The organism is Vibrio frigidus (assembly GCF_042465995.1).
Lineage (GTDB): Bacteria > Pseudomonadota > Gammaproteobacteria > Enterobacterales > Vibrionaceae > Vibrio.
Window position 1 is genome coordinate 20,903 of the sequence record NZ_JBCDMC010000001.1, and the last position, 20,638, is coordinate 41,540.

The window sequence follows — 20,638 nt, forward strand, 5'->3', positions numbered from 1 at the left end:
GGAAAATAACTGATCAACAATTCGGATACACTGGAGCCGACATCAATGGGCATCCTATTGAGCACTTTTAGATAGACTATTGCGCTTAGAATCAACGTATATCGTGTGTTTATACGGCGTGGTAATCGATCTTATCAAGCCATTGCTTCGCTGCAATAGCGTCTTCTGTTAGGCTCAATATACATCGCAAAGAATTACTATGATTTATACCATTTCTTTCAATCTGAAAAGTATGCACTCCAACTTTTTCGATATGATTATTGACCAAATCCACTTCTTTATTAACCACTCCAGTTGTCGTTTGCTTAACCAAACTTTTTACTAATCGAATAAACTTTGCCTCCGATTCTTTTACATACTTACTATCTTCAATAGAAGTCGTAATGAGTAACGCTTTCACCTCTTCTTTTTGGCGACAGATATAATAAGCGTAACCGTTTGAATTCATCATGTTATTAGGATCAACTTTAAGCAATTCACTCAGAAAAATACTGCCTTCTTCTACGCTTATTCGACTGCGTACTGGCTTAAGACCAAATTCTGATAAATAACGTGTTGTGCCTTGAATTGTCCAGCCCATGTTTAACCTCCAGTTCCTAATAAAAACGTGATCTAACCATGTAAACTGCGTTGGATATAGTGCGAAATTCACATACTGACATCTCATATATGGAAACAGATGGATGCAACACCTGTTATAGAATTGAATGTTAACTTAAGACATCAAACTCCGTCATTCTCACGAAAGTGAGGTTCTAAACCACCCAGATTCCCGTTTTCACGGGAATAACGATGAATACCTTTTCCTAAATGGCTGGCATTGCTTTCATCTGGGGCTATTTTTCTTCCGTCATTCTGACAAAATGATAAACTATAGCCTAATTTTTATAGCGGCTGACCTTTACCAAAATGAACAGGTACTCTATTTTTACTTTATTTCTTTGCACGACTCTATTTGCATGCTCCGTTACTCAAAAAGATCAGATAAAACGAGACGCTAATGAAGTAGCTAAAGCAACCAAAGAAGCCACAACGGCTATTGGCCATGCTACGCGAGACGCAACCCGTGAAACGGGTCATTTTTTCCGAGATCTATCCAAAGAAATCACCGAATAAGATGTGATTTAGCGTTCAATTTCAACAGTATTAAACAGAGTGTTCTATCAATAGTTAATTCATACTAACTATGTGATTTTGATATCATATCTATATGTGATCTTCAGAGAAAATACGGATTCATTCGAATATAGACCGTATTTTTGACCTTTTTGTGTTAAAGGTTTTATTTTTTTAGTTGAAGGGCACCATTTATGAAATTGAAAACCATCGCTTTAGCCACAATTACCGCATTGGCAGGCTCTAACTACGTTATGGCCGCACCAGATTTTGCACAGGCTCAAGCAGAAACGATAAGACCTAAAAACGTCATTGTATTCATTGGTGACGGCATGGGTTTAGGGCAACTTGAAATAGCGCGCCATATGGAATATGGCAAAGACGGTTCTCATTTCGTTGAATCATTACCCAATGTTGCTTTAGTTAAAACGTACTCAGCAAATAATCAAGTCACTGATTCCGCCGCCGCTGGTACTGCCATTGCAACGAGCGTAAAAACAAACAACAGCGCTATTGGTGTTGATCCTCAGGGCATTGAAGTTGATAGCATTCTCGATGACTTCCAAAAAGCTGGCCGAAAGGTTGGGGTAATATCAACCAATACGGTAACAGATGCGACACCAGCAGCATTCACAGCAAGTGTCGCCGATCGTTATCAAGGCCAACCAGCCGCCGCCCGTCAAATGCTAGAACACGGATATGACGTTTTATTAGGTGGCGGTTCAAAGTATTTTGGTCCTAAAAAACAAGACGGTGTTGATTTATTGCCAAAATTTGAAGAAACGGGCTATACCATCGTAAAAGATAAAGACCAACTCGCGGCCGTTAAAGGCGCAGACAAACTTTTAGGTCTATTCAATCCAACCTATATGAACTATAAATTGGATCGTGATGATTTAAATAGTAACGAACCAAGCTTAGAATTGATGACCGAAAAAGCGATAGATGTCCTTAAAAAGGATAAAGACGGGTTCTTCCTTATGGTTGAAGGCGCTCGAATTGACCACGCCGCACATGCCGCCGATATTACCGGTGTCTGGCAAGAATTTATGGAGTTTGATCGCACTGTCGAACAAACTGTAAATTGGGCAAAAGATCGCAATGACACACTAATTGTTGTATTAGCCGACCATGAAACCATGGGCTTATCTGTTACCGAACCAATGGACATTGCAGGTTTAAAAAACATCACTGTTTCACCTGAATTTATGGCAGGAAAACTCGTTAAAGCGGCCGATGGGAAAAGTTTTGAACCCGATTCAATTAAAGCTATATTCAAAGAATATGCAGGCTTTGAAGTGACCGATGAACAAGTTGCTGAATTAAATTCTCACGTAATGGGTAAGAAAGGGAAGTTGAAGTATCAATACAAACTCGGTTGGGAAATTGGCTCAATGGTCGCCGCTCACTACCAAGCTGGTGCTATCGATCGTGCTGTCAGAGAAGCCTCTAGCACTGGTGGTCACTCAGCGAATATGATTCCATTATTCGCGACAGGTCCGGGTTCTCAGTACTTCGAAGGTGTATTAAACAATACAGATGTACCTAAGTTAATTCGTAGCCTTACTCAAAAATAATGTGTAAGAAATGACTTGCTTGTAAGAAAGAAAAAGCCTCAGCAGGATAGTAATCTTGCTGAGGCTTTTTTCGGTCAATTAGCCGCTACTTATTAAGATATTCCGCGTGAAAACGCAGATGGTTTTCAATAAAGCTCGCGATAAAATAGTAGCTGTGATCATAGCCATCACGGTAATTAACTTTTAACGGGTACCCTTTTTCCGTAGCAACAGATTCTAAGTATTCCGTTTTTAGCTGTTCATTTAGGAACTCATCCGCTACGCCTTGATCAACCAAAGCAGGAACAAAATCAGTCACCTCACTAAGCAAAATACTGGCATCATACTCTCTCCATTGCTCTGTATCGCGGCCAAGGTAGGCAGAAAAAGCCTTTTTGCCCCAAGGTACTATAGACGGATGACAGATCGGACTAAAAGCCGATACGGATTGGTAGGTACCCGAGTTCCGCAGTGCGATAACAAGTGCACCGTGACCGCCCATAGAGTGCCCTGCGATCGAACGCTTATTTGTCACTGGAAACGTCGATTCGATCAATTGTGGCAGCTCTTCAAGCACATAATCATACATATGATAATGCCTACTCCACGGTTCTTGGGTAGCATTAAGATAGAAGCCAGCACCTTTACCAAGATCGTAACTATCTGCATCTGCCACATCTTCACCACGCGGGCTCGTATCTGGCGCAACAATCGCGATCCCAAGCTCAGACGCTAGAGATTGTACTCCCGATTTCTGCATAAAATTTTCATCGGTACAGGTCAGTCCCGACAGCCAATACAGGACCGGAACTTTTTCACCATTTGACGCCTGTGGCGGCAAATAGATGGCAAATTGCATCTGACAATTTAGTACTTTGGAATGGTGGCTATAGCGTTTATGCCAGCCACCAAAACTCTTGTTCACGCTGATATTTTCAATCGTCACGCTTCTAACTCCTGAGCTCGCTTTGATTAAAGACTAAAAGTGAATAACAGTACGTATGCTCTTGCCTTCGTGCATGAGGTCAAACGCTTCATTCACCTTATCTAGGCTCATCGTATGAGTAATAAAGTCATTGAGCTTAAACTCACCTGCCATATAGCGTTCTACATAATCGGGTAGTTCCGTGCGACCTTTTACACCACCAAAAGCGGACCCTCTCCATACACGACCTGTTACGAGTTGGAATGGACGAGTAGAGATCTCTTGTCCTGCCCCTGCAACACCAATCACGATAGATTCTCCCCATCCTTTATGGCAACACTCGAGCGCAGAGCGCATTACGTTGACGTTACCAATACATTCAAACGAGTAGTCGACACCGCCGTCGGTTAACTCCACGATGACATCCTGAATGGGTTGATCATAGTCTTTTGGGTTGATGCAATCAGTCGCACCTAATTTCCGAGCAAGTTCAAACTTACTTTCGTTAATATCGATAACAATGATTCGTGACGCTTTAGCCATCGTTGCACCGATTACTGCTGACAATCCAATACCACCCATCCCAAAAATAGCGACGGTTGCACCCTCTTCAACTTTCGCCGTATTCATTACTGCGCCCATCCCAGTTGTTACACCACAACCAAGTAAACAAACCTCTTCAAGGGGGGCTTCAGGATTTACTTTTGCAAGAGAAATCTCAGGTAATACAGTATATTCAGAGAACGTCGAGGTTCCCATATAGTGGAATATCTTAACCCCGTCTTTTGAAAAACGTGTTGTACCATCCGGCATAAGACCCTTACCCTGAGTTTCACGGATTTTTTGACAAAGATTAGTCTTACCAGATTTACAGAATTTGCATTCGCCACATTCTGGTGTGTAAAGCGGAATAACGTGGTCACCAATTTGAACGCTAGTAACGCCTTCGCCAATTGATTCAACGATACCGCCGCCTTCATGGCCTAAAATACACGGGAAAATACCCTCTGGATCTTCACCTGAAAGGGTAAAAGCATCGGTATGACATACGCCAGTCGCTATCATCTTAATTCGAACTTCACCTTTTTGAGGTGGCATAACATCGACTATTTCCATCGATAGAGGTTCACCCACAGCCCATGCAACGGCGGCTTTGGATTTTATTGTTTGTGCTGTCATATTGATGTCCTTAATTTGATCGCTGAAAGCGTCTGGTATTGTTGTGTTCTCTAAAAGTATAGACACATTATAGTCTTCATTTTTTAGAGTGATAATCCCATTGCTATGAAAATTACTTTTACTGTATGGTAATAATAAGCGTAGTAAACATCGAATCTCTAAATTACTCATAATTATAAAATCGTTATTTATCAGTTGATTACTATATTTTACCTATTATTACTACATCCCTTTTTGATTACAGTTATGATAAGCTCGATCATAGTCGCTAGTGTTTGCCAAAATAATTACTGAGGGGTAACAATGTTTAACTGGGAAGGGGTTAGCGAATTTGTCGCTGTAACAGAGGCGGAAAGCTTCACCAAAGCAGCAAAACGCCTTGGCATATCAACGGCCCAAGTTAGCAGACAAGTCAGTGCACTAGAAACTAGATTGGCAACCAAACTCTTCCACCGTACAACGCGTAAAGTGTCGGTAACCGAAGTTGGATTAATCTATTATCAACACTGCCGGCAGGTGCTTGACGGGTTGGAAGACGCTGAGCGCGCCATCACCCATTTGCAGAGCGCGCCCAGAGGTTTGTTAAAAATTACCGCACCTATCACCTACGGTGAAAAAACAATCGCGCCTTTGATTAATGATTTCATGAGCAAATATCCCGAACTAAAGGTAAATATAAACCTGACTAATCAGAAACTTGATTTAGTCGATGAGGGGTATGATCTGGCGATTCGATTGGGGCCACTAGAAGATTCAAGCATGATGGCTAAAAGGCTCGGAGCACGAACCCAGTATGTATGCGCGTCCACAAGTTACCTCTCTACCTTTGGTATTCCCCATTCTTTATCAGAATTGGATCAGCATAATTGCTTGGTAGGGACATTGGATTACTGGCGATTTCAAGACGCTGGAAAACCCAAAAATATCAAAATTAAAGGGAACTTAGTTTGTAATAGCGGTCACGCGCTCGTTGATGCTGCCATCAAAGGGTTAGGCATCATCCAACTGCCCGATTACTATGTTTTACCTCATATAAAAGAGGGAAGGCTGACACAGATATTAGAACAAAACCGCTCCCCTGATGAAGCGATTTCAGCTCTTTATCCTAATAATCGACATCTATCCCCAAAGGTAAGGGTGTTGTTAGATTACTTGGAGAAAGCGTTAGATTAGAACGATACGGAAATTGTTCGATAAAAACTGACGACGTTTTTTGCAATGCAGCATCTTCGACGCACTAAAACAAAAAAGGGACCAAAAAGGGACCAAAAAGGTCCCTTAGTAATTTACTGAGTTTATGCTACTCCCAATCCAGAATAACCTTTCCGGACTGCCCACTACGCATGGTATCGAAGCCTTTTTGGAAGTCTTCTATCTTGTAGTGATGAGTGATGATTGGGGTGAGATCTAAACCGGACTGTATCAAACTGGCCATTTTGTACCAAGTTTCAAACATCTCACGACCATAGATTCCTTTTATAACCATCCCTTTAAAAATAACCTGATTCCAATCTATTCCCATATCCTTCGGTGGAATTCCAAGTAGTGCGATTCGGCCACCGTGGTTCATTGCATGCAACATGCTATTGAATGCAGAAGGGTTACCCGACATCTCTAAGCCAACATCAAATCCTTCCGTCATTCCTAACTCAGTCATCACCTCTTCAAGGTTTTGATTGGCAACATTGACGGCTCGAGTTACACCCATCTTCTGCGCCAGTTCCAAGCGATATTCATTGACATCAGTAATAACAACATGACGAGCCCCAACATGTTTGGCTACGGCAGCAGCCATAATACCAATCGGCCCAGCCCCCGTGATAAGAACATCTTCTCCGACAAGATCAAACGATAAAGCCGTATGAATAGCGTTACCAAATGGGTCAAATATCGATGCCAAATCATCCGAAATGCTATCCGGGATTTTAAATGCGTTGAACGCGGGTATCACGAGAAATTCAGAGAATGCACCCGTACGGTTTACACCCACACCCACCGTATTTCTGCATAAATGAGTTCGTCCACCACGACAGTTTCGACAATGCCCGCAGGTAATATGCCCTTCACCAGAAACACGGTCACCGAGTGAAAAGCCACGTACCTCTTGACCAACACCAACCACTTCACCGACGTACTCATGTCCAACAACCATAGGTACAGGGATCGTATTTTGCGACCAATCATCCCAGTTGTAGATGTGTACATCCGTTCCACATATTGCCGTTTTCTTAATTCGTATCAACAGGTCATTGTGACCCATTTCTGGCTTATCTACTTCAGTAAGCCAAATACCTTCTTCAGGTTTTAGTTTTGCCAGTGCTTTAATTTTCATACTCAAATCTCTCAAGATACGTTGGGTTATTGCCACCGACTTAGATAATCGCCATTTCTTTACCTACCAAAATGAATGCATCAATCGCTTTATCTAATTCTTCACGATTATGTGCTGCTGACATCTGAGTACGGATACGTGCCTGCCCTTTTGGTACGACAGGGAATGAGAAACCAACCACATAAATGCCTTTTGCAAGGGATCGCTCAGCAAACTCCGCTGCGATCTTCGCATCACCCAACATAATTGGAATAATCGCGTGGTCAGCGCCTCCCATAGTGAAACCCGCCCCTTCCATACGAGTACGAAAATGGGCCGCGTTTTCCCATAAATTGTCACGTAACTCTCCGCTTTCTGCTAAAAGAGTCAGCACACGAATAGATGCCGAAACGATTGCTGGTGCAACGGAATTAGAAAACAGGTATGGACGTGAACGTTGGCGCAGCCAATCCACCACTTCTTTTTTACCAGAAGTATAACCGCCAGAAGCACCACCCATGGCTTTACCTAATGTGCCAGTAATTATGTCAATTCGGTCAATCACATCATGATGTTCATGGGTTCCACGACCGTTTGCGCCCATAAAACCAACCGCGTGCGAATCATCAACCATAACAAGGGCATTGTATTTATCCGCTAGGTCACAAATTGCGGGAAGATTAGCGACAACACCATCCATAGAGAATACGCCGTCGGTTACGATCATCTTATGACGAGCACCCGCCTTATCGGCATCGATGAGTTGTTGCTCTAGTTCTTGCATATTGTTGTTGGCATAACGAAAACGCATCGCTTTACATAGGCGAACACCATCGATGATAGAAGCATGGTTTAATGCGTCGGAGATTATCGCGTCTTCTTTACCCAAAATGGTTTCAAAAAGACCCGTGTTCGCATCAAAACATGAGGTATATAGGATCGTATCTTCCTTACCTAAGAATTCCGACAATTTCTGTTCCAGTACTTTATGTGAGTCTTGAGTACCACAGATAAAACGAACAGATGCCATACCGAAACCATGTTCATCCATGCCATCTTTTGCCGCTTGTATAAGATCGGGGTGATTCGCCAGTCCAAGATAATTGTTCGCACAAAAGTTCAATACTTCTTCTCCAGTAGAGATAGAAACAGCGGCCTTTTGAGCAGAAGTAATGATACGTTCAGACTTATATAGCCCTTCTTCTTTTACTTCTTCAATCTGTTGATTTATCTGATCATAAAATGCTGAAGACATGTTTGTATTCCTTGCTGAAAATGATGTATTTATAGTGTAAAACTATTCTAACTGATCGCGATAAAGACTATTATCCCTCCACATGGAAAAACATTAATGAATCGCAGGCACAAATAACGATGATTTCTAATAAGTTGATCACACTTCTTCCCGATCTTGCTGTTTTTATTCTAGTCGAGCAGGAGAAAAGTTTTACTGCTGCAGCAAAGAAACTCAACGTAACGCCTTCTGCGCTGAGCAAAACGATAACCCGCTTAGAAAAAGCGCTATCGGTAAAACTGTTTGAAAGAACCACACGTAAACTGCTCATCACCGAGGCTGGCAAAAAGATCTATGAAGAGTGCATCACTATGGTGAACTCCGCACAACAAGCGATTGAATTATCGACTGAAGACCATGATCACCCTAGTGGACCCATTACCGTCGCTGCACCTGAGGCATTTCTCAATTCTGTTTTGCAGCCTTTTGTCATTCCTTTTTTAAAAAAATACCCTGATATACAATTAAAACTTCGCGCTGCAGATGGCAACATTGATATCTTTAAAAATGGTATAGATATTGTTTTTCGACTCACGGATAAACCCGACGAAAATTTAGTACTAAAAGAGATGGGTAAAACGAATCTGGTCTTGTGTGCCAGCCGTGACTATCTGACCAAAAAAGGGTATCCGACCCATCCCAATCAACTGATTGAACATGATTGCCTTTATCTCGGCGAGACTGACAACGACCATGTCTGGAGTTTTGTTAAGGACGATGAGTTACACCGAATTCCTGTTTCAGGTCGTTACGCTGTAAACCATTCACAGATGCGACTTAATGGCGTTAAGAATAGTTTAGGTATTGGCATATTCCATGATTTCGTTATCCAAGAAGCAATACGGTCTGGAGAGGTAGAGGAAGTACTCAGTGACTGGACGATAAAAGGCAATTATCATGGCATGATTGCTCTTCAGTTCGCTCAAACCAAATATATGCCCGCTCGATTTCGTGTATTCATCGATTATGCGATGGAACATTTTCTCATCGCCAACTAGGAGACCACCTGTGCTTAAACGAATCCATCACACTGCTATTATCTGTTCAGATTATAAGGTTTCAAAACAGTTTTATACTCATATTCTGGGTCTAGAAGTGATCGCAGAAAACTACCGTGCTCACCGGGATTCCTACAAGTTGGACCTTGCACTACCAGATGGCGGACAGATTGAACTATTCTCGTTTCCTAATGCCCCTAAACGCCCCAATACACCAGAGGCTCAGGGATTAAGGCACCTAGCGTTTGTGGTCGATTCCGTAGAAAAAACAAAATACGAACTAGAGGCAAAAGGTATCGAAGTCGAATCGATTCGTATTGACGAGTATACCGGCAAAGCATTTACCTTTTTCAAAGATCCGGACGGGTTACCATTAGAGCTATATCAAGCCTAGTAAAGATTACTCTACCACTCCTTTCCAATGGTATTGAGTCGCCAATCGACTAAGGGTCTGCACCTCTTTTTCTGTTTCAATCTTTAGCCATTCAATCAGTTCTTCAACGATGGGTGATTTAGTACGATAGTGACAAAAATATTGCCAAGGACTGTATTGAACAGGGGCACCTTCTGGACATATTAAGTACCCGTACTCCAATTCAGGTAGAACCAACAAAAGATCGGTCACTGTAACACCCTGACCAGATAAGCAGGCACTAAGCGCCATATCCAAGGTTAAGAATGTGGTATCTCGTGTTTTTGAGGAGTGAACATAGTGGGTATTTCTTAACCATGTGATCCAGTCATAGTGATCCATGGTTGGATGAAGCCTAGGCATCTGAATAATCGTCTCTATGTCGGCTTGGTCCGGCACCAATTGTTGTGCGCAAACTGGAGCCATAAACTCTTCTCGCAAGTACAGTACATCGAGGTTATCGGTATAAAGTGAGCCACGACGGGTATTGAATATCAGTAAATCGTACTCACTCGCGTTAACACTTTCATCTTCGTCCATGCTAGGGATCACAACTATCTCGTAGCCGGGAAATTTCTCGTGTAGCTGCTGAACTTTAGGGATAAGCAAACGCGTGGCGTAACTCAGCGCGGCCTTTATAACGATTTTTTTCTGATTAGTTTGTTTCCAAGAAGCCATTAGAGCTTCTAGAGCTAGATAATTTTTTTCCAGCACGGAATAAAGCGCCTGTCCTTTTAATGTCAGTTCAATTGAGCGATGTCGTCTAATGATTAGAGATTCATTAAGATCATCCTCAAGCTGTTTGACCTGTCGACTGACAGCACTTTGGGTAACGTGTAGCTCCTTTGCTGCTAAGGTAAAGCTCATAAGCCTCGCTACAGATTCAAAAACCTGTAAACCTTTATGAGAATAGGGAAGTTGGGGATAGGGTGACATAGTCTTTCGCATGAGTTCATGTAATGTCAGCATGACACAAATGTCAATTGAACGCTAGCCGTGAAAGCGTTACTTTGTGCTACATAACACAGAGGCTACTATGCAAAAATTATTTTCTCTCGCTCTTCCACTCATTGTCTCCCAACTCATCTCTATGGCACTGGTATTAACCGATATCTGGATGATGTCACGCATCAGTGTGCAAGCACTTGCTGCTGGTGGATTAGGTGCGTCCGTCTATTCTTTTGTGTTTCTTATTGCAGCAAGCACCGTTGGTTGTAGTGCGAACTTAATCGCTATCGCTTATGGACAAAGCTTGTCACGTCCTGAGTTTGGTATACAACAAATACGTAATGCCATTAAAGGAGCGGTGATGCTAGCCGTAATATGTACTTTCCTACTCACGACAAGCTTGCTTTTCGCACCAGAACTACTGCGTAGTGCAAACCAATCAGATGACGTCATTCTTCTTGGAATGGAGTACCTCAACGCCTTAAAATGGGCGATGTTACCCACCCTCTTGCTATTAGTGTTGCGAGGCTTAACAAGTACCTTTGGCGACGCTCGCTCTGTTATGGTGATGTCAGTAATAACCGTGATGCTCAATGTGCCTATCAGCTATTTACTCGGTTTCCAATTAGGATTTGGGATAACAGGTCTCGGTGCTGGAACCTCTATTTCAGCCATTATCTCGTTACTCGGTTATGGCTACTGGGTTTTTGGGCGTGACAAATACTATCGCTTTGCCCCTTGGTTACGACTTGAAGAGTACTCAATTAAACTCATTACGCCTTTATTGACAATGGGAGTACCTATTGCACTGGCGAGTATTTTGGAGCATGGATTGATCTACGGTGGAACACTGATGGCAGGTATGATCAGTGTCGCATCATTAGCTATGCACCAGATATTATTACAATGTTTAAGTTTTACGTGGAATATCAATTTCGGTTTTTCCCAGGCGGCCGCTATTTTGGTCGGCAAAGACTTTGGCGCAGGGAATCACGCTGGTATTAGACGCATTTCTTACCAAAGTTTTATACTCGTCACCTGGCTAAGCATTATATTGGCTGTTGTATTTATGTTATGGCCGGAGTCAATTGCTCAGCTATTTCAACTTGATGATGGTAACCCATCAAGCAATCGGGAGTTAACTCTCCTACTTACCTCCTCTATTTGGGTGGTTGCTCTCTGTTTTGTGGTTGATGCTTGGCAGTTATTGGTTCTGAATTTACTCAGAGGAATGAAAATCGTTCTCTCTCCAACGATCATGACGGCAATAGGCTATTGGGCGTTTGGCTTACCTGCAGCATGGTGGTTAATGCCAAAATATGGACTAGTCGGGATTTGGGGCGGCATTGGAGTAGGTTTAGGCGTAACGGGAATATTACTACTGATTCAGTTGTTGCATGTGCTGAATACTCGGACCCCACACCATGCCATTAAGGATAAGCCCGAAATAACAGTTTAGTCATATCACTTGAATTCGGTGATCCTGAGTCACCGAATTTCAACAAAAAATTGTCGTTGTCTCCTATCTAGTCCATCAACCTTTTACTTATCCTTATCCTTTTCAGAACGCCACATAGATAGTCTCCTAAAACCATTCTAAATTCGGATTTTTCCGACATAAATATCAAAGAGCAACATCCATAATACCTCACAGAACGACGGCTAGACGCAACTTGTCGCGGAGGTCTTGCGCTAGCACCCAACTGAGAGTGGGCAATGAGTCAATCTTACAACATCGAAAAATAAGGTCAGAGGAATTCAAATTGATATTTAGTAAATTATTGAGTGTGCTGTTTATATTGGTTTCTTTAACGGCTTGCAACGATGGTGATAACGGAATGCCAGAGCAAGCGGATCAACTTACCGATATCTCACATGTACTTATTTCACCGGCAAGTACGTCGTTACCCATTGGCTTATCTCAACAGCTTACTGCGGAAATCCATACGCTAGACGGCAACGTAGTCAACGTCACTCAAGTACCTGATGTCAATTGGAGTAGCGACGATGAGTCCATTGCTACGGTTAGTAATGACAACGAAAATAAAGGTAAAATCACCGGACATTCACAAGGAATTGTAACCATTACCGTGTCTGGTATTGATAATGGCCAACTGATTAGTGGTACTGCACAAATCGAAATTACTGATCTTATTGTCACGCAGTTGCAAGTAACCCCCTATGACGCCACGACCCCTATTGGCCTTACAAGCAGGCTCGTTGCTGAAGTTACATTGTCCAATGGACAAGTGATTGACGTAACCCAAAATGATGCCATAACTTGGAATAGCGATGATACAACCCTTGCTACTGTCAGTAACGATGGTAACAATAAAGGAAACGTCACAGGTGTTAGAGAAGGGACAGTCGTAATAACTGCTTCTGGCATTGCTAATGGTCAATCATTCAGTGAAACCATCGACATTGAAATAACCAACGCCATCGTAAATCAACTCAATGTGGAGGCAGTTGATGAAATGCTACCCATTGGGTTAGCAGAAAATTTGAGTGCTATTGCTCTATTATCTGATGGCGAAATACTCAATGTAACCAATAATGATGCCATTATCTGGAGTAGCAGTGATACCTCCATTGCCAAAGTAAACAACCGTCAGCCAAACAAAGGAATGGTGACTGGTATCACCAATGGCACCGTAACCATTACCGCGTCTGGCGAAGCAAATAATCAATTATTCACGGACAGTATTCAAATAGAGGTGACTGATGCCGTAGTAAGCACGTTACGTATTACGCAAGAGAACGTATCAATTGCAGCAGGCATTACACAAAACCTTTATGCAGAAGCCACCATGTCTGACGGACAGATACTCGATGTAACGCAAAATAGTGTGCTTAGTTGGAGTAGTAGTGATAATTCAATAGCGACGATGAGCAATAATGAGATAGATAAAGGAAAAATAGTTGGGCTTTCAACGGGCTTAGCAACCATCACTGCATCGGGTCGCGCCAATGGTCAATTGTTCAGCGATTCAATACAAGTTGAAGTAACGAGTGCGGTTGTTACCCAACTAACAGTAGCATCGTCCAATTCATCATTACCTAAAGGGCTCAACTTGTTTCTTACTGCGGAAGCAGCACTTTCTAACGGACAAACATTGGATGTGACGCAAAACGATGCGCTCAGTTGGAGTAGCAGTGATTTGACTGTAGCAAGCGTAAGCAACAACCAGACAGAGAAGGGAATGGTAACAGGACTAACTTCTGGCACCGTCACTCTCACCGCGTCTGGCATTGCTAATGGACAGGCTTTCAGTGACACAATACAGATCGATATTACAGAGCCTGTATTACAAAGGGTCGAAATCAATGCATCCTCTATTACTATTACCGAGTATTTCGGAACTCAACTACAAGCATTCGCTACGTATTCGGATGGGACTTCATATAATGTAACAACCGATAGTCAGTGGCAATCTGAGAGCGCGGAATTGTCAGGGCTAATAGTCGCGGATTTATCGGTAATGATGGGGTACATTCAAGTCGCCAATTTTATAGACGGTAAAACGGACAAAGTAAAAGCCTCCTATCTAGGAGTCGAATCTGAGCCTGTATCTGTCACTATGATTACTGCCCAAAAAAGCCTTATCGTTGGTCAACCAACCGCTTATACCAATGAGATTTCAAGTGACTTACATAATGAAATCCGGTTTCAAGGAGGTTCTATTATCGATGGTATTTATGATGCTGAAACAGGAGAGTTATTAGCCGGAGGATATGGTGGTGGGTTACAGGAAGCAGATCGAGAAGTATATTACTCCGATCAAATGGTCATCAAAGATGTCACTTATATAAAAGGGATTTCTGGCACACAATGGTCCGCAAGCAACATGCCAATACTACAAATCCTAGAGTGGGATGATGGTACATATAAAAAGGTAGGGAAGCTTGAGAATGGCGATTCAATAGAGACTTATATTCCGGACTCTATTTTAGGTATCATCGTGTACACACGATCACTCCAACAACCTAGCTACGTTTCTGCTATTCAGTTTATATATAAATAGAGGAGGGGTTGGTTTTTTTGCCATATACATTAACGGTCAGCTTTTGTTGACCGTTAATTCGTTTCAATTCGCTATTTTCGTTCGCTAACGACCCTTACACACTAACAGTTCGAGCAACGCTTCAAAATTATGATGACAATAACGATCTATAGATCTTCAAACTCGACAATTGTTTGTCTATTTCTAAGCCCAAGGAAATCTAAAAACTGACGGGCAGTATGAGTAATAACTTGAGTTTCAGGGATACCCGCTCTATCAAGCAGGTCACTGGCTTTTTCTAATATACCAATATCCACACAAAAATGTGCATCTGACCCCGTGGTAATGTAAGTGCCTACTTCCTTCGCAACTAACGCTATTTCGTAACAGCGATCGACACTGCCGACTCGGCTATGACCCCTAAGTGAGCTGTTATTAATTTCAATCGCCACGTGGTGTTCTTTGGCACATGTTAATACTTTATGAAAATCGAAATCAAAGTTTGGGTTACCTAAATGACCCAATGCGTCCACCCGACCACTCTTTATCACGTTGATTAACGTCTCAGTGTGTATGGCTTTATCTTGGGGTGAAAATACGGGCTCATGAAAGCTCGCGATAACCCAATCCAGCTTTTCATCTAGTGTTGGATTTATATCTACTTCACCAGACATGTTCAGAATATTCGATTCAATTCCACGAACAACACCAACGTTAGACAAGAACCGAGGTAGAATTCGTTGATTAGCAAAGAACCAATAGTGAGGTGCGCCGGGCATCGTTTCTGCGTGATCAGTCGTGCAAAAAATCTTTAATCCATTCTCATTTGCCACCTTCGCGTTCTCAATTAAGGTGCTATACGCATGTCCACTTGCATAGGTATGAGTATGTGTATCAACTTCAAACTTCATATCGCCTCACTCGCTTGTCTTATACGGGTTATTTCCAACAAGTGTAACAACAATTGTGGATATAGATCACTCTTTCTTCATCTTCTATTATGAAAAATTAATGACAGGAAACAAAGCCTATGACGAAAGCTTATAAAATGATGGACAGAATATAAAAAAACAGAAGGAATCGCTCGTATAGATAAACGAACACCGTTATAGACAATACTACTTATACGTCATGTGCCTTTTTCAGCTTAGGCTTACACCAAACTCCCTTCATTTTTGGCCACAAAACTTGCAAGACACTCGCTATTATAATGAGTGAAACACCGGCCAGTTTTTCTTGTGTTAGTGTCTCGTTAAAAAACGTCACTTGCCAAACTAAAGTGAAGATCAAGTTTGTGAATATCAATGGGGCCAACCGAGAGCTACTATCCACCAATTTATAGGCTTTAGAGCGGAAAACTTGATTGCTAATTATCACAAATGTAAGCACCACGACGGCTAGCCAAATAGCCCAATGATTTACAGGTTCGGACAATACTTGGATATCTAAATCGGATACGCCATACCACAAGGTTATTGGAAAAATCACAATTGAGCTAAATAGAAAACTCCACGCATTAACCGCGATAGCAGGCATATCCCCCTTAGTTGAGCGATATAGACTTAATTGTGATCCCGCATTAAATATCGCTGCACATAATCCAACCAACAATTCCGGTTTCAAAGCGATACTGCTTACATCCCCTGCTAGCATTAGCACCCCAGAAAACGTGGCAACTAATCCTATCTTGGTCACGGTTTGAACCTTTACACCAAAAAGTATTTTCTCAAATATAGGGATAAACAACGGCCCAGCCGCAAATAACACCACACTCTCTACCAATGTCAGAGTGTTTAGTGAATATAAAAAACACATCTGACAGCCAGCAACGCACAAGGCACGCATAATGAACGATTTGGTTAAGTTTTTCTGAGGGAACATAAATCGTGTTGTTGCCATCATAAATAGCATAAAAATAGCGGGAATAAATAGACGTAAAAAAACTAAAACAACTAAACTAAACTGACCCGTTAGGTATTTTGCAATAACTCCGGATAATGAAAGGCTTAGCGTAGATACAAGCATAAAAATGGTGGGTTTATATTCACTAGACATTCTACTCTCCTTTGATACGGGCATCTTAGAGAAGTGACGGCGAATAAAAAAGCGAGTATTATTAACCAAACCTGTTAGAAAAACTTACATATGCGCTCACTAATTCCATTGAAATCTATCTATGCATTTGTTGCTGTAGCTGAAACCGGCAGCATGACTAATGCCTCTGACGTACTTAACGTCAGCCACTCTGCTGTGAGTCAGGCAATAAAAAACTTGGAAACCCAACTCGGTCAACCACTTTTTAAACGTATAGGTAGGCGTGTTGAACTCAATAGCCAAGGCAAACGCTATTACAAGAAAGTGGCACCAGCATTAGAGCAGATAGTCGATGCTTCTGAAGCTCTGCAAAAGCCAATACATTCAAACCGAGTGACATTAAACATGAACAATTCACTCGCGGTTCATTGGTGGATACCTCGTATGCTTAGCTTTCAACAAACCGCACCAAATCTCGATGTAAGAATTTCCAATCTCGTCGGCCCATTTAATTTAGATAATGAAGGGGTAGATGTTGCTCTTATTCACGACCTTAAAGATGAATGGCAGAATTATTATTGCGAAAAACTAGGGGATGATGAAATAGTAATGGTGTGTAATCCAGAATTAGTTAGCAATGAAGCAACCGTTGAATCGCTTCTAAATTCTTATCCCGCAATTTATGCCTCCAATCTCCGACGTAAAAATGACTGGAACTATTGGTGCCAAGCTCACCAATTACCCATTCCCAAACAAAGGAATAACTTAAGCTTTGTTGTTTCTGTCCATGCTGTACAGGCCGCCATTAGCAAACTCGGTATATTTGTCACACATAGACAGTTTGTCAAAGACGATATTAGACTCGGCTTACTCGTAGAGGTAGGGGAACCGGTAAAACACCCTTCTCAAAGTTTCTATTTTGTCTGCCAATCAGAAAAACTTAGGCTTGAAAGCGTGCTGACCTTACGAAGTTGGCTTCGAAAAGAATTTGCATAGAAAAATATCAATGGCTTTAAAGGTTGATGTTATTGGATTTACGGATTTTTCTGATCGATGGTTTTCAAATATGAACACTTCAAATTGACCTCGAAAATCAACCCATAAACTATTACTCTATAAAAATGGACACCATGCCATTGTACAAGTTATATAAGGTCAGGATTTAAAACCACATGAATCTGAGAGCGAATCAAATAACAAGATGAACAAGAAACCAGACAGATGCACCGCAATGTTAGAGCTTATACAACAGGTGAAAGAGACCTTACCTTTGTATGAGCCAGACACCTTTATCTGTGGAACAGAAAGCAACTGCACTGGTTGTCCTAAAAAACTTCTTGAACTAGTGGATTCAGAGCTCACTTACTGGGAGTCCGCAATATCTCGCGGAATGACGCCAAACTTTGACGATATTAGACAGTTTGGCAAGCTATGCAAAAATGTTCGCCGAGGACTAGTGAGAAACAACCTCATGGTATAACAAATTTTCGACTTTAAAGGTTTAAACAAGAGCATAACTAATGACGTACAGATCATTGATATTGGGGTATATTTCGCGAATAACCGCTTTCAGCTCAACAAGCGACATATTTTCTTGATGCGCATGAAATTCTGTCAAATCGTCGAATTTAATCGCGACTACCGAGTCAATTTTCAATGCACAGAACCAACGGCCAGTCTCGAGTGTAGACACCTGAACAATGGAGTCTGATGCATAATTTTTTTCTGACTCATCTCGAATTGTAATCGTCTTTTTACCTGACAAAATGTCGGTTTCAAAACGTTCGAAAAACGTCATCTCTGATAAACTCATTTATATTTCCTTACTTTAGTATTAGAGATCTGTTGATCTTTCGTGTTGTTAGCTAAAAACAACCAATTTTAGAAACAAAAATAGCGCCATACTGACTATCGTCGTCCAAAGTACATTCCTCGTTTTCCAGACCATGAAGGCAGCAAAGAGCGCACCCAACAGATAAGGATTGGTTGGAACAATAGACAACTCATCGTCTTGGATAAAAACGATTGGCGCCCAAATGGCCGTTAATATTGCTGGGCTAGAATAGGCTAACAACCTTTGAGTGGTTGCATTCAATTTGATGGGTAATTTTGGTTCTAAGAAAAGATAACGACTGAAAAACACCAGCCCCGCCATCGCGAATATAGAAAACAAAATCATCGCTTATCCTCACTATTTTTATCTCTTATCTTTTTGTCATTTACACTGTTAACCCTATATAGCCGTTCACAAGCAAAGCCACTTAACATACCAAAAATACTAGATATCATTAAAGCGCCTTCAATTTTCATATACTCCAAGGCAACGGATAGAACCAACGCGACAACAACGGACATTAAAATAGGGATACTTTTTATTGTTGGGACGACCAATGCAATAAAGGTTGCGGCAACAGCAAATTCCAGACCCAGTTGATCTAGGTTTGGAATCTGACTCCCTGCGACGATCCCGATCAAGGTAGCCGCATTCCAAACCAAATAAAAACTCAGCCCAGCGCCCAGTGCATACCACGGCTTAAATCGTTCTGGGGTTTGATTACCTACCACGGCAAACAGCTCATCTGTCAGTAAAAAACCCAGCAATAATCGCCACTTAATCGGCAATGGTGCAATTTTACCACGCATTGATACACTGTATAAAAAGTGTCGTGAGGTAATGAAAAACGTGGTTAATAACATGGTACTCAGCCCCACGCCCGCTTTAAACATCCCGACAGCGACTAACTGCGCAGAGCCAGCAAACAAGATTGCCGAAAGTGCTTGTCCCTCAAAAGGTGTTAGTCCAACATCCATAGCAAACGAACCGACCAGAAAACCCCATGGAACAACCGCCACCGAAAGTGGAAATATGGCTAACGCTCCCTGCCAGAAAAGGCGTTTCCTAGCTATCACGCCTGACTGCCTTCCACCCCTTCAATTAATGTGTCGAATTGAAGATTCCCATGTAATGACTCTAAATCGGGCTCTTCTGCGGCAAGTTCACGAATAGATGCACTGACTTGAATCGAGCGGTGGAGATCATAGATAGCCTGTTCTTCTGCTCCTAAACGCGCATATGAACAAGCCCTTTGGTATAGCGCGTGTGCATTGTTATCATCAACTTCAAGTACGCGATTACAAAGGCTCATAGCCCAGTGATATTCGCTCATTTCCATTGCCGCATCCGCTTTATGAGTCAGCGCTTCTAAGTCACCTGGGCGAATGACTAGGATCTCATCGCAAACTTCCATTTTTTGCTCAGGTGTTTGAGCATTTTGAACTCGCAACCAAAGATTATGAACTTCATTGATAATCTCAATTTCTTGGTTATTTTCAGAAATAATACGGGTTTTACGTTTTAGATCTCTCTCTAATGCTAAAAATTTCGTTTCATACTCTTTGGCTAATTTATTCAATCGCGCATCAGCCATTTCTTTGGTGCTTTGCTTGATCTCTTTTAATGATTGCCAACCAACCAGTGCAATCAATGAGGCAACCCCAGCAATAATGTAGAAAAAATACGTTACCGTGACATTGGCATAATTCATGGATTTATCGGCGACTTCTAACTCTCTGTCGGTAATCTGAATAACTAACCTACGCTCCAGATCTTGTTGGTCTTGTCTAAGCGCTTTAAGCTCATCCAATATATAGCGCTCGACCAATGGACGTTCCAAAATGTCGCTCTCAGAATACTTCTCTGCGCTAGCACCACTAAAAGAGATAAATAAAGCTATAAAAAGCACCAAAAAATTTTTCATCACAACCACAATCACAACCAAATTACGCACATAAGAAGGCCTTACAATAGGAGGTAAACTCCATCCTTTCAAGTAGTAAAAAACACAACATACATTTAAAGTG

Annotated in this window: 21 protein-coding genes; 9 read left to right on the top strand and 12 right to left on the bottom strand. The window is 41.8% G+C overall.

Annotated elements, in window-relative coordinates:
* Nucleotides 1-109: 109 nt before the first annotated feature.
* On the bottom strand, nucleotides 110-580 hold the full coding sequence (locus AACW90_RS00085) for a hypothetical protein (RefSeq protein ID WP_390229225.1): 471 nt from the start codon (nucleotides 578-580) through the stop codon (nucleotides 110-112).
* A gap of 329 nt (nucleotides 581-909) precedes the next feature.
* Between AACW90_RS00085 and AACW90_RS00090 the strand changes: the two genes are divergently transcribed.
* Complete coding sequence (locus tag AACW90_RS00090) at nucleotides 910-1,116, top strand: hypothetical protein (protein WP_390229227.1); 207 nt, start codon at nucleotides 910-912, stop codon at nucleotides 1,114-1,116.
* A 194-nt stretch (nucleotides 1,117-1,310) separates the two neighbouring features.
* Nucleotides 1,311-2,693, top strand: a complete 1,383-nt coding sequence (locus AACW90_RS00095) for an alkaline phosphatase (RefSeq protein ID WP_390229229.1) — start codon at nucleotides 1,311-1,313, stop codon at nucleotides 2,691-2,693.
* A gap of 85 nt (nucleotides 2,694-2,778) precedes the next feature.
* Here AACW90_RS00095 and fghA read toward each other — a convergent pair whose 3' ends face one another.
* Together fghA and AACW90_RS00105 are read right to left on the bottom strand one after the other, a co-directional pair.
* Nucleotides 2,779-3,618, bottom strand: a complete 840-nt coding sequence (gene fghA, locus AACW90_RS00100; RefSeq protein ID WP_390229231.1) for an S-formylglutathione hydrolase — start codon at nucleotides 3,616-3,618, stop codon at nucleotides 2,779-2,781.
* A gap of 33 nt (nucleotides 3,619-3,651) precedes the next feature.
* The gene (locus tag AACW90_RS00105; protein WP_390229233.1) at nucleotides 3,652-4,776 is read right to left on the bottom strand and encodes an S-(hydroxymethyl)glutathione dehydrogenase/class III alcohol dehydrogenase; all 1,125 of its coding nucleotides are present in this window, start codon (nucleotides 4,774-4,776) and stop codon (nucleotides 3,652-3,654) included.
* Between the two features lie 303 nt (nucleotides 4,777-5,079).
* Between AACW90_RS00105 and AACW90_RS00110 the strand changes: the two genes are divergently transcribed.
* Nucleotides 5,080-5,949 carry a LysR substrate-binding domain-containing protein gene (locus AACW90_RS00110; RefSeq protein ID WP_390229235.1) on the top strand — a complete coding sequence of 290 codons (870 nt, stop codon included), beginning with the start codon at nucleotides 5,080-5,082 and terminating at the stop codon, nucleotides 5,947-5,949.
* A 127-nt stretch (nucleotides 5,950-6,076) separates the two neighbouring features.
* Here the strand turns inward: AACW90_RS00110 and tdh are convergent, their stop codons facing one another.
* The gene (gene tdh / locus AACW90_RS00115; protein WP_390229237.1) at nucleotides 6,077-7,108 is read right to left on the bottom strand and encodes an L-threonine 3-dehydrogenase; all 1,032 of its coding nucleotides are present in this window, start codon (nucleotides 7,106-7,108) and stop codon (nucleotides 6,077-6,079) included.
* A 40-nt stretch (nucleotides 7,109-7,148) separates the two neighbouring features.
* On the bottom strand, nucleotides 7,149-8,342 hold the full coding sequence (locus AACW90_RS00120; RefSeq protein WP_390229239.1) for a glycine C-acetyltransferase: 1,194 nt from the start codon (nucleotides 8,340-8,342) through the stop codon (nucleotides 7,149-7,151).
* Between the two features lie 119 nt (nucleotides 8,343-8,461).
* On the opposite strand from AACW90_RS00120, the gene AACW90_RS00125 reads away from it, so the two are divergent.
* Together AACW90_RS00125 and gloA2 are read left to right on the top strand one after the other, a co-directional pair.
* Complete coding sequence (locus tag AACW90_RS00125) at nucleotides 8,462-9,379, top strand: LysR family transcriptional regulator (RefSeq protein WP_390229241.1); 918 nt, start codon at nucleotides 8,462-8,464, stop codon at nucleotides 9,377-9,379.
* 10 nt (nucleotides 9,380-9,389) lie between these two features.
* Complete coding sequence (gene gloA2, locus AACW90_RS00130) at nucleotides 9,390-9,773, top strand: SMU1112c/YaeR family gloxylase I-like metalloprotein (protein ID WP_390229243.1); 384 nt, start codon at nucleotides 9,390-9,392, stop codon at nucleotides 9,771-9,773.
* A 6-nt stretch (nucleotides 9,774-9,779) separates the two neighbouring features.
* On the opposite strand, the gene AACW90_RS00135 is transcribed toward gloA2, so the two are convergent.
* Complete coding sequence (locus tag AACW90_RS00135) at nucleotides 9,780-10,727, bottom strand: LysR family transcriptional regulator (protein ID WP_390229245.1); 948 nt, start codon at nucleotides 10,725-10,727, stop codon at nucleotides 9,780-9,782.
* Nucleotides 10,728-10,827: 100 nt separating this feature from the next.
* On the opposite strand from AACW90_RS00135, the gene AACW90_RS00140 reads away from it, so the two are divergent.
* Nucleotides 10,828-12,198 carry an MATE family efflux transporter gene (locus AACW90_RS00140; RefSeq protein ID WP_390229247.1) on the top strand — a complete coding sequence of 457 codons (1,371 nt, stop codon included), beginning with the start codon at nucleotides 10,828-10,830 and terminating at the stop codon, nucleotides 12,196-12,198.
* Nucleotides 12,199-12,502: 304 nt separating this feature from the next.
* The gene (locus AACW90_RS00145; RefSeq protein WP_390229249.1) at nucleotides 12,503-14,764 is read left to right on the top strand and encodes an Ig-like domain-containing protein; all 2,262 of its coding nucleotides are present in this window, start codon (nucleotides 12,503-12,505) and stop codon (nucleotides 14,762-14,764) included.
* Nucleotides 14,765-14,910: 146 nt separating this feature from the next.
* Here AACW90_RS00145 and AACW90_RS00150 read toward each other — a convergent pair whose 3' ends face one another.
* The gene (locus AACW90_RS00150) at nucleotides 14,911-15,654 is read right to left on the bottom strand and encodes a phosphatase (protein WP_390229251.1); all 744 of its coding nucleotides are present in this window, start codon (nucleotides 15,652-15,654) and stop codon (nucleotides 14,911-14,913) included.
* 211 nt (nucleotides 15,655-15,865) lie between these two features.
* Nucleotides 15,866-16,798 (bottom strand): DMT family transporter, encoded by a 933-nt coding sequence (locus AACW90_RS00155; RefSeq protein ID WP_390229253.1) that lies wholly within the window; start codon nucleotides 16,796-16,798, stop codon nucleotides 15,866-15,868.
* 90 nt (nucleotides 16,799-16,888) lie between these two features.
* Here AACW90_RS00155 and AACW90_RS00160 point away from each other — a divergent pair, with 90 nt between their 5' ends.
* Nucleotides 16,889-17,773: a LysR substrate-binding domain-containing protein gene (locus AACW90_RS00160; RefSeq protein ID WP_390229255.1), complete on the top strand. Its 885-nt coding sequence runs from the start codon at nucleotides 16,889-16,891 to the stop codon at nucleotides 17,771-17,773.
* A 205-nt stretch (nucleotides 17,774-17,978) separates the two neighbouring features.
* On the top strand, nucleotides 17,979-18,257 hold the full coding sequence (locus AACW90_RS00165) for a hypothetical protein (protein WP_390229257.1): 279 nt from the start codon (nucleotides 17,979-17,981) through the stop codon (nucleotides 18,255-18,257).
* Nucleotides 18,258-18,278: 21 nt separating this feature from the next.
* Here AACW90_RS00165 and yqfB read toward each other — a convergent pair whose 3' ends face one another.
* From yqfB to AACW90_RS00185, 4 genes are all read right to left on the bottom strand, one after another.
* Entirely contained in the window at nucleotides 18,279-18,575 is a 297-nt protein-coding gene (yqfB, locus tag AACW90_RS00170; RefSeq protein ID WP_390230783.1) for a N(4)-acetylcytidine aminohydrolase, read from the bottom strand.
* Nucleotides 18,576-18,638: 63 nt separating this feature from the next.
* A complete protein-coding gene (locus tag AACW90_RS00175; protein ID WP_390229259.1) occupies nucleotides 18,639-18,956 on the bottom strand; it encodes an AzlD domain-containing protein in 318 nt (105 codons plus the stop codon).
* Nucleotides 18,953-19,687 carry an AzlC family ABC transporter permease gene (locus AACW90_RS00180; protein ID WP_390229261.1) on the bottom strand — a complete coding sequence of 245 codons (735 nt, stop codon included), beginning with the start codon at nucleotides 19,685-19,687 and terminating at the stop codon, nucleotides 18,953-18,955. Before AACW90_RS00180 ends, AACW90_RS00175 begins: the two co-directional genes overlap by 4 nt.
* Nucleotides 19,684-20,535: a tetratricopeptide repeat protein gene (locus AACW90_RS00185; RefSeq protein WP_390229263.1), complete on the bottom strand. Its 852-nt coding sequence runs from the start codon at nucleotides 20,533-20,535 to the stop codon at nucleotides 19,684-19,686. The genes AACW90_RS00180 and AACW90_RS00185 overlap by 4 nt, the downstream gene beginning before the upstream one ends.
* Between the last annotated feature and the right edge of the window lie 103 nt (nucleotides 20,536-20,638).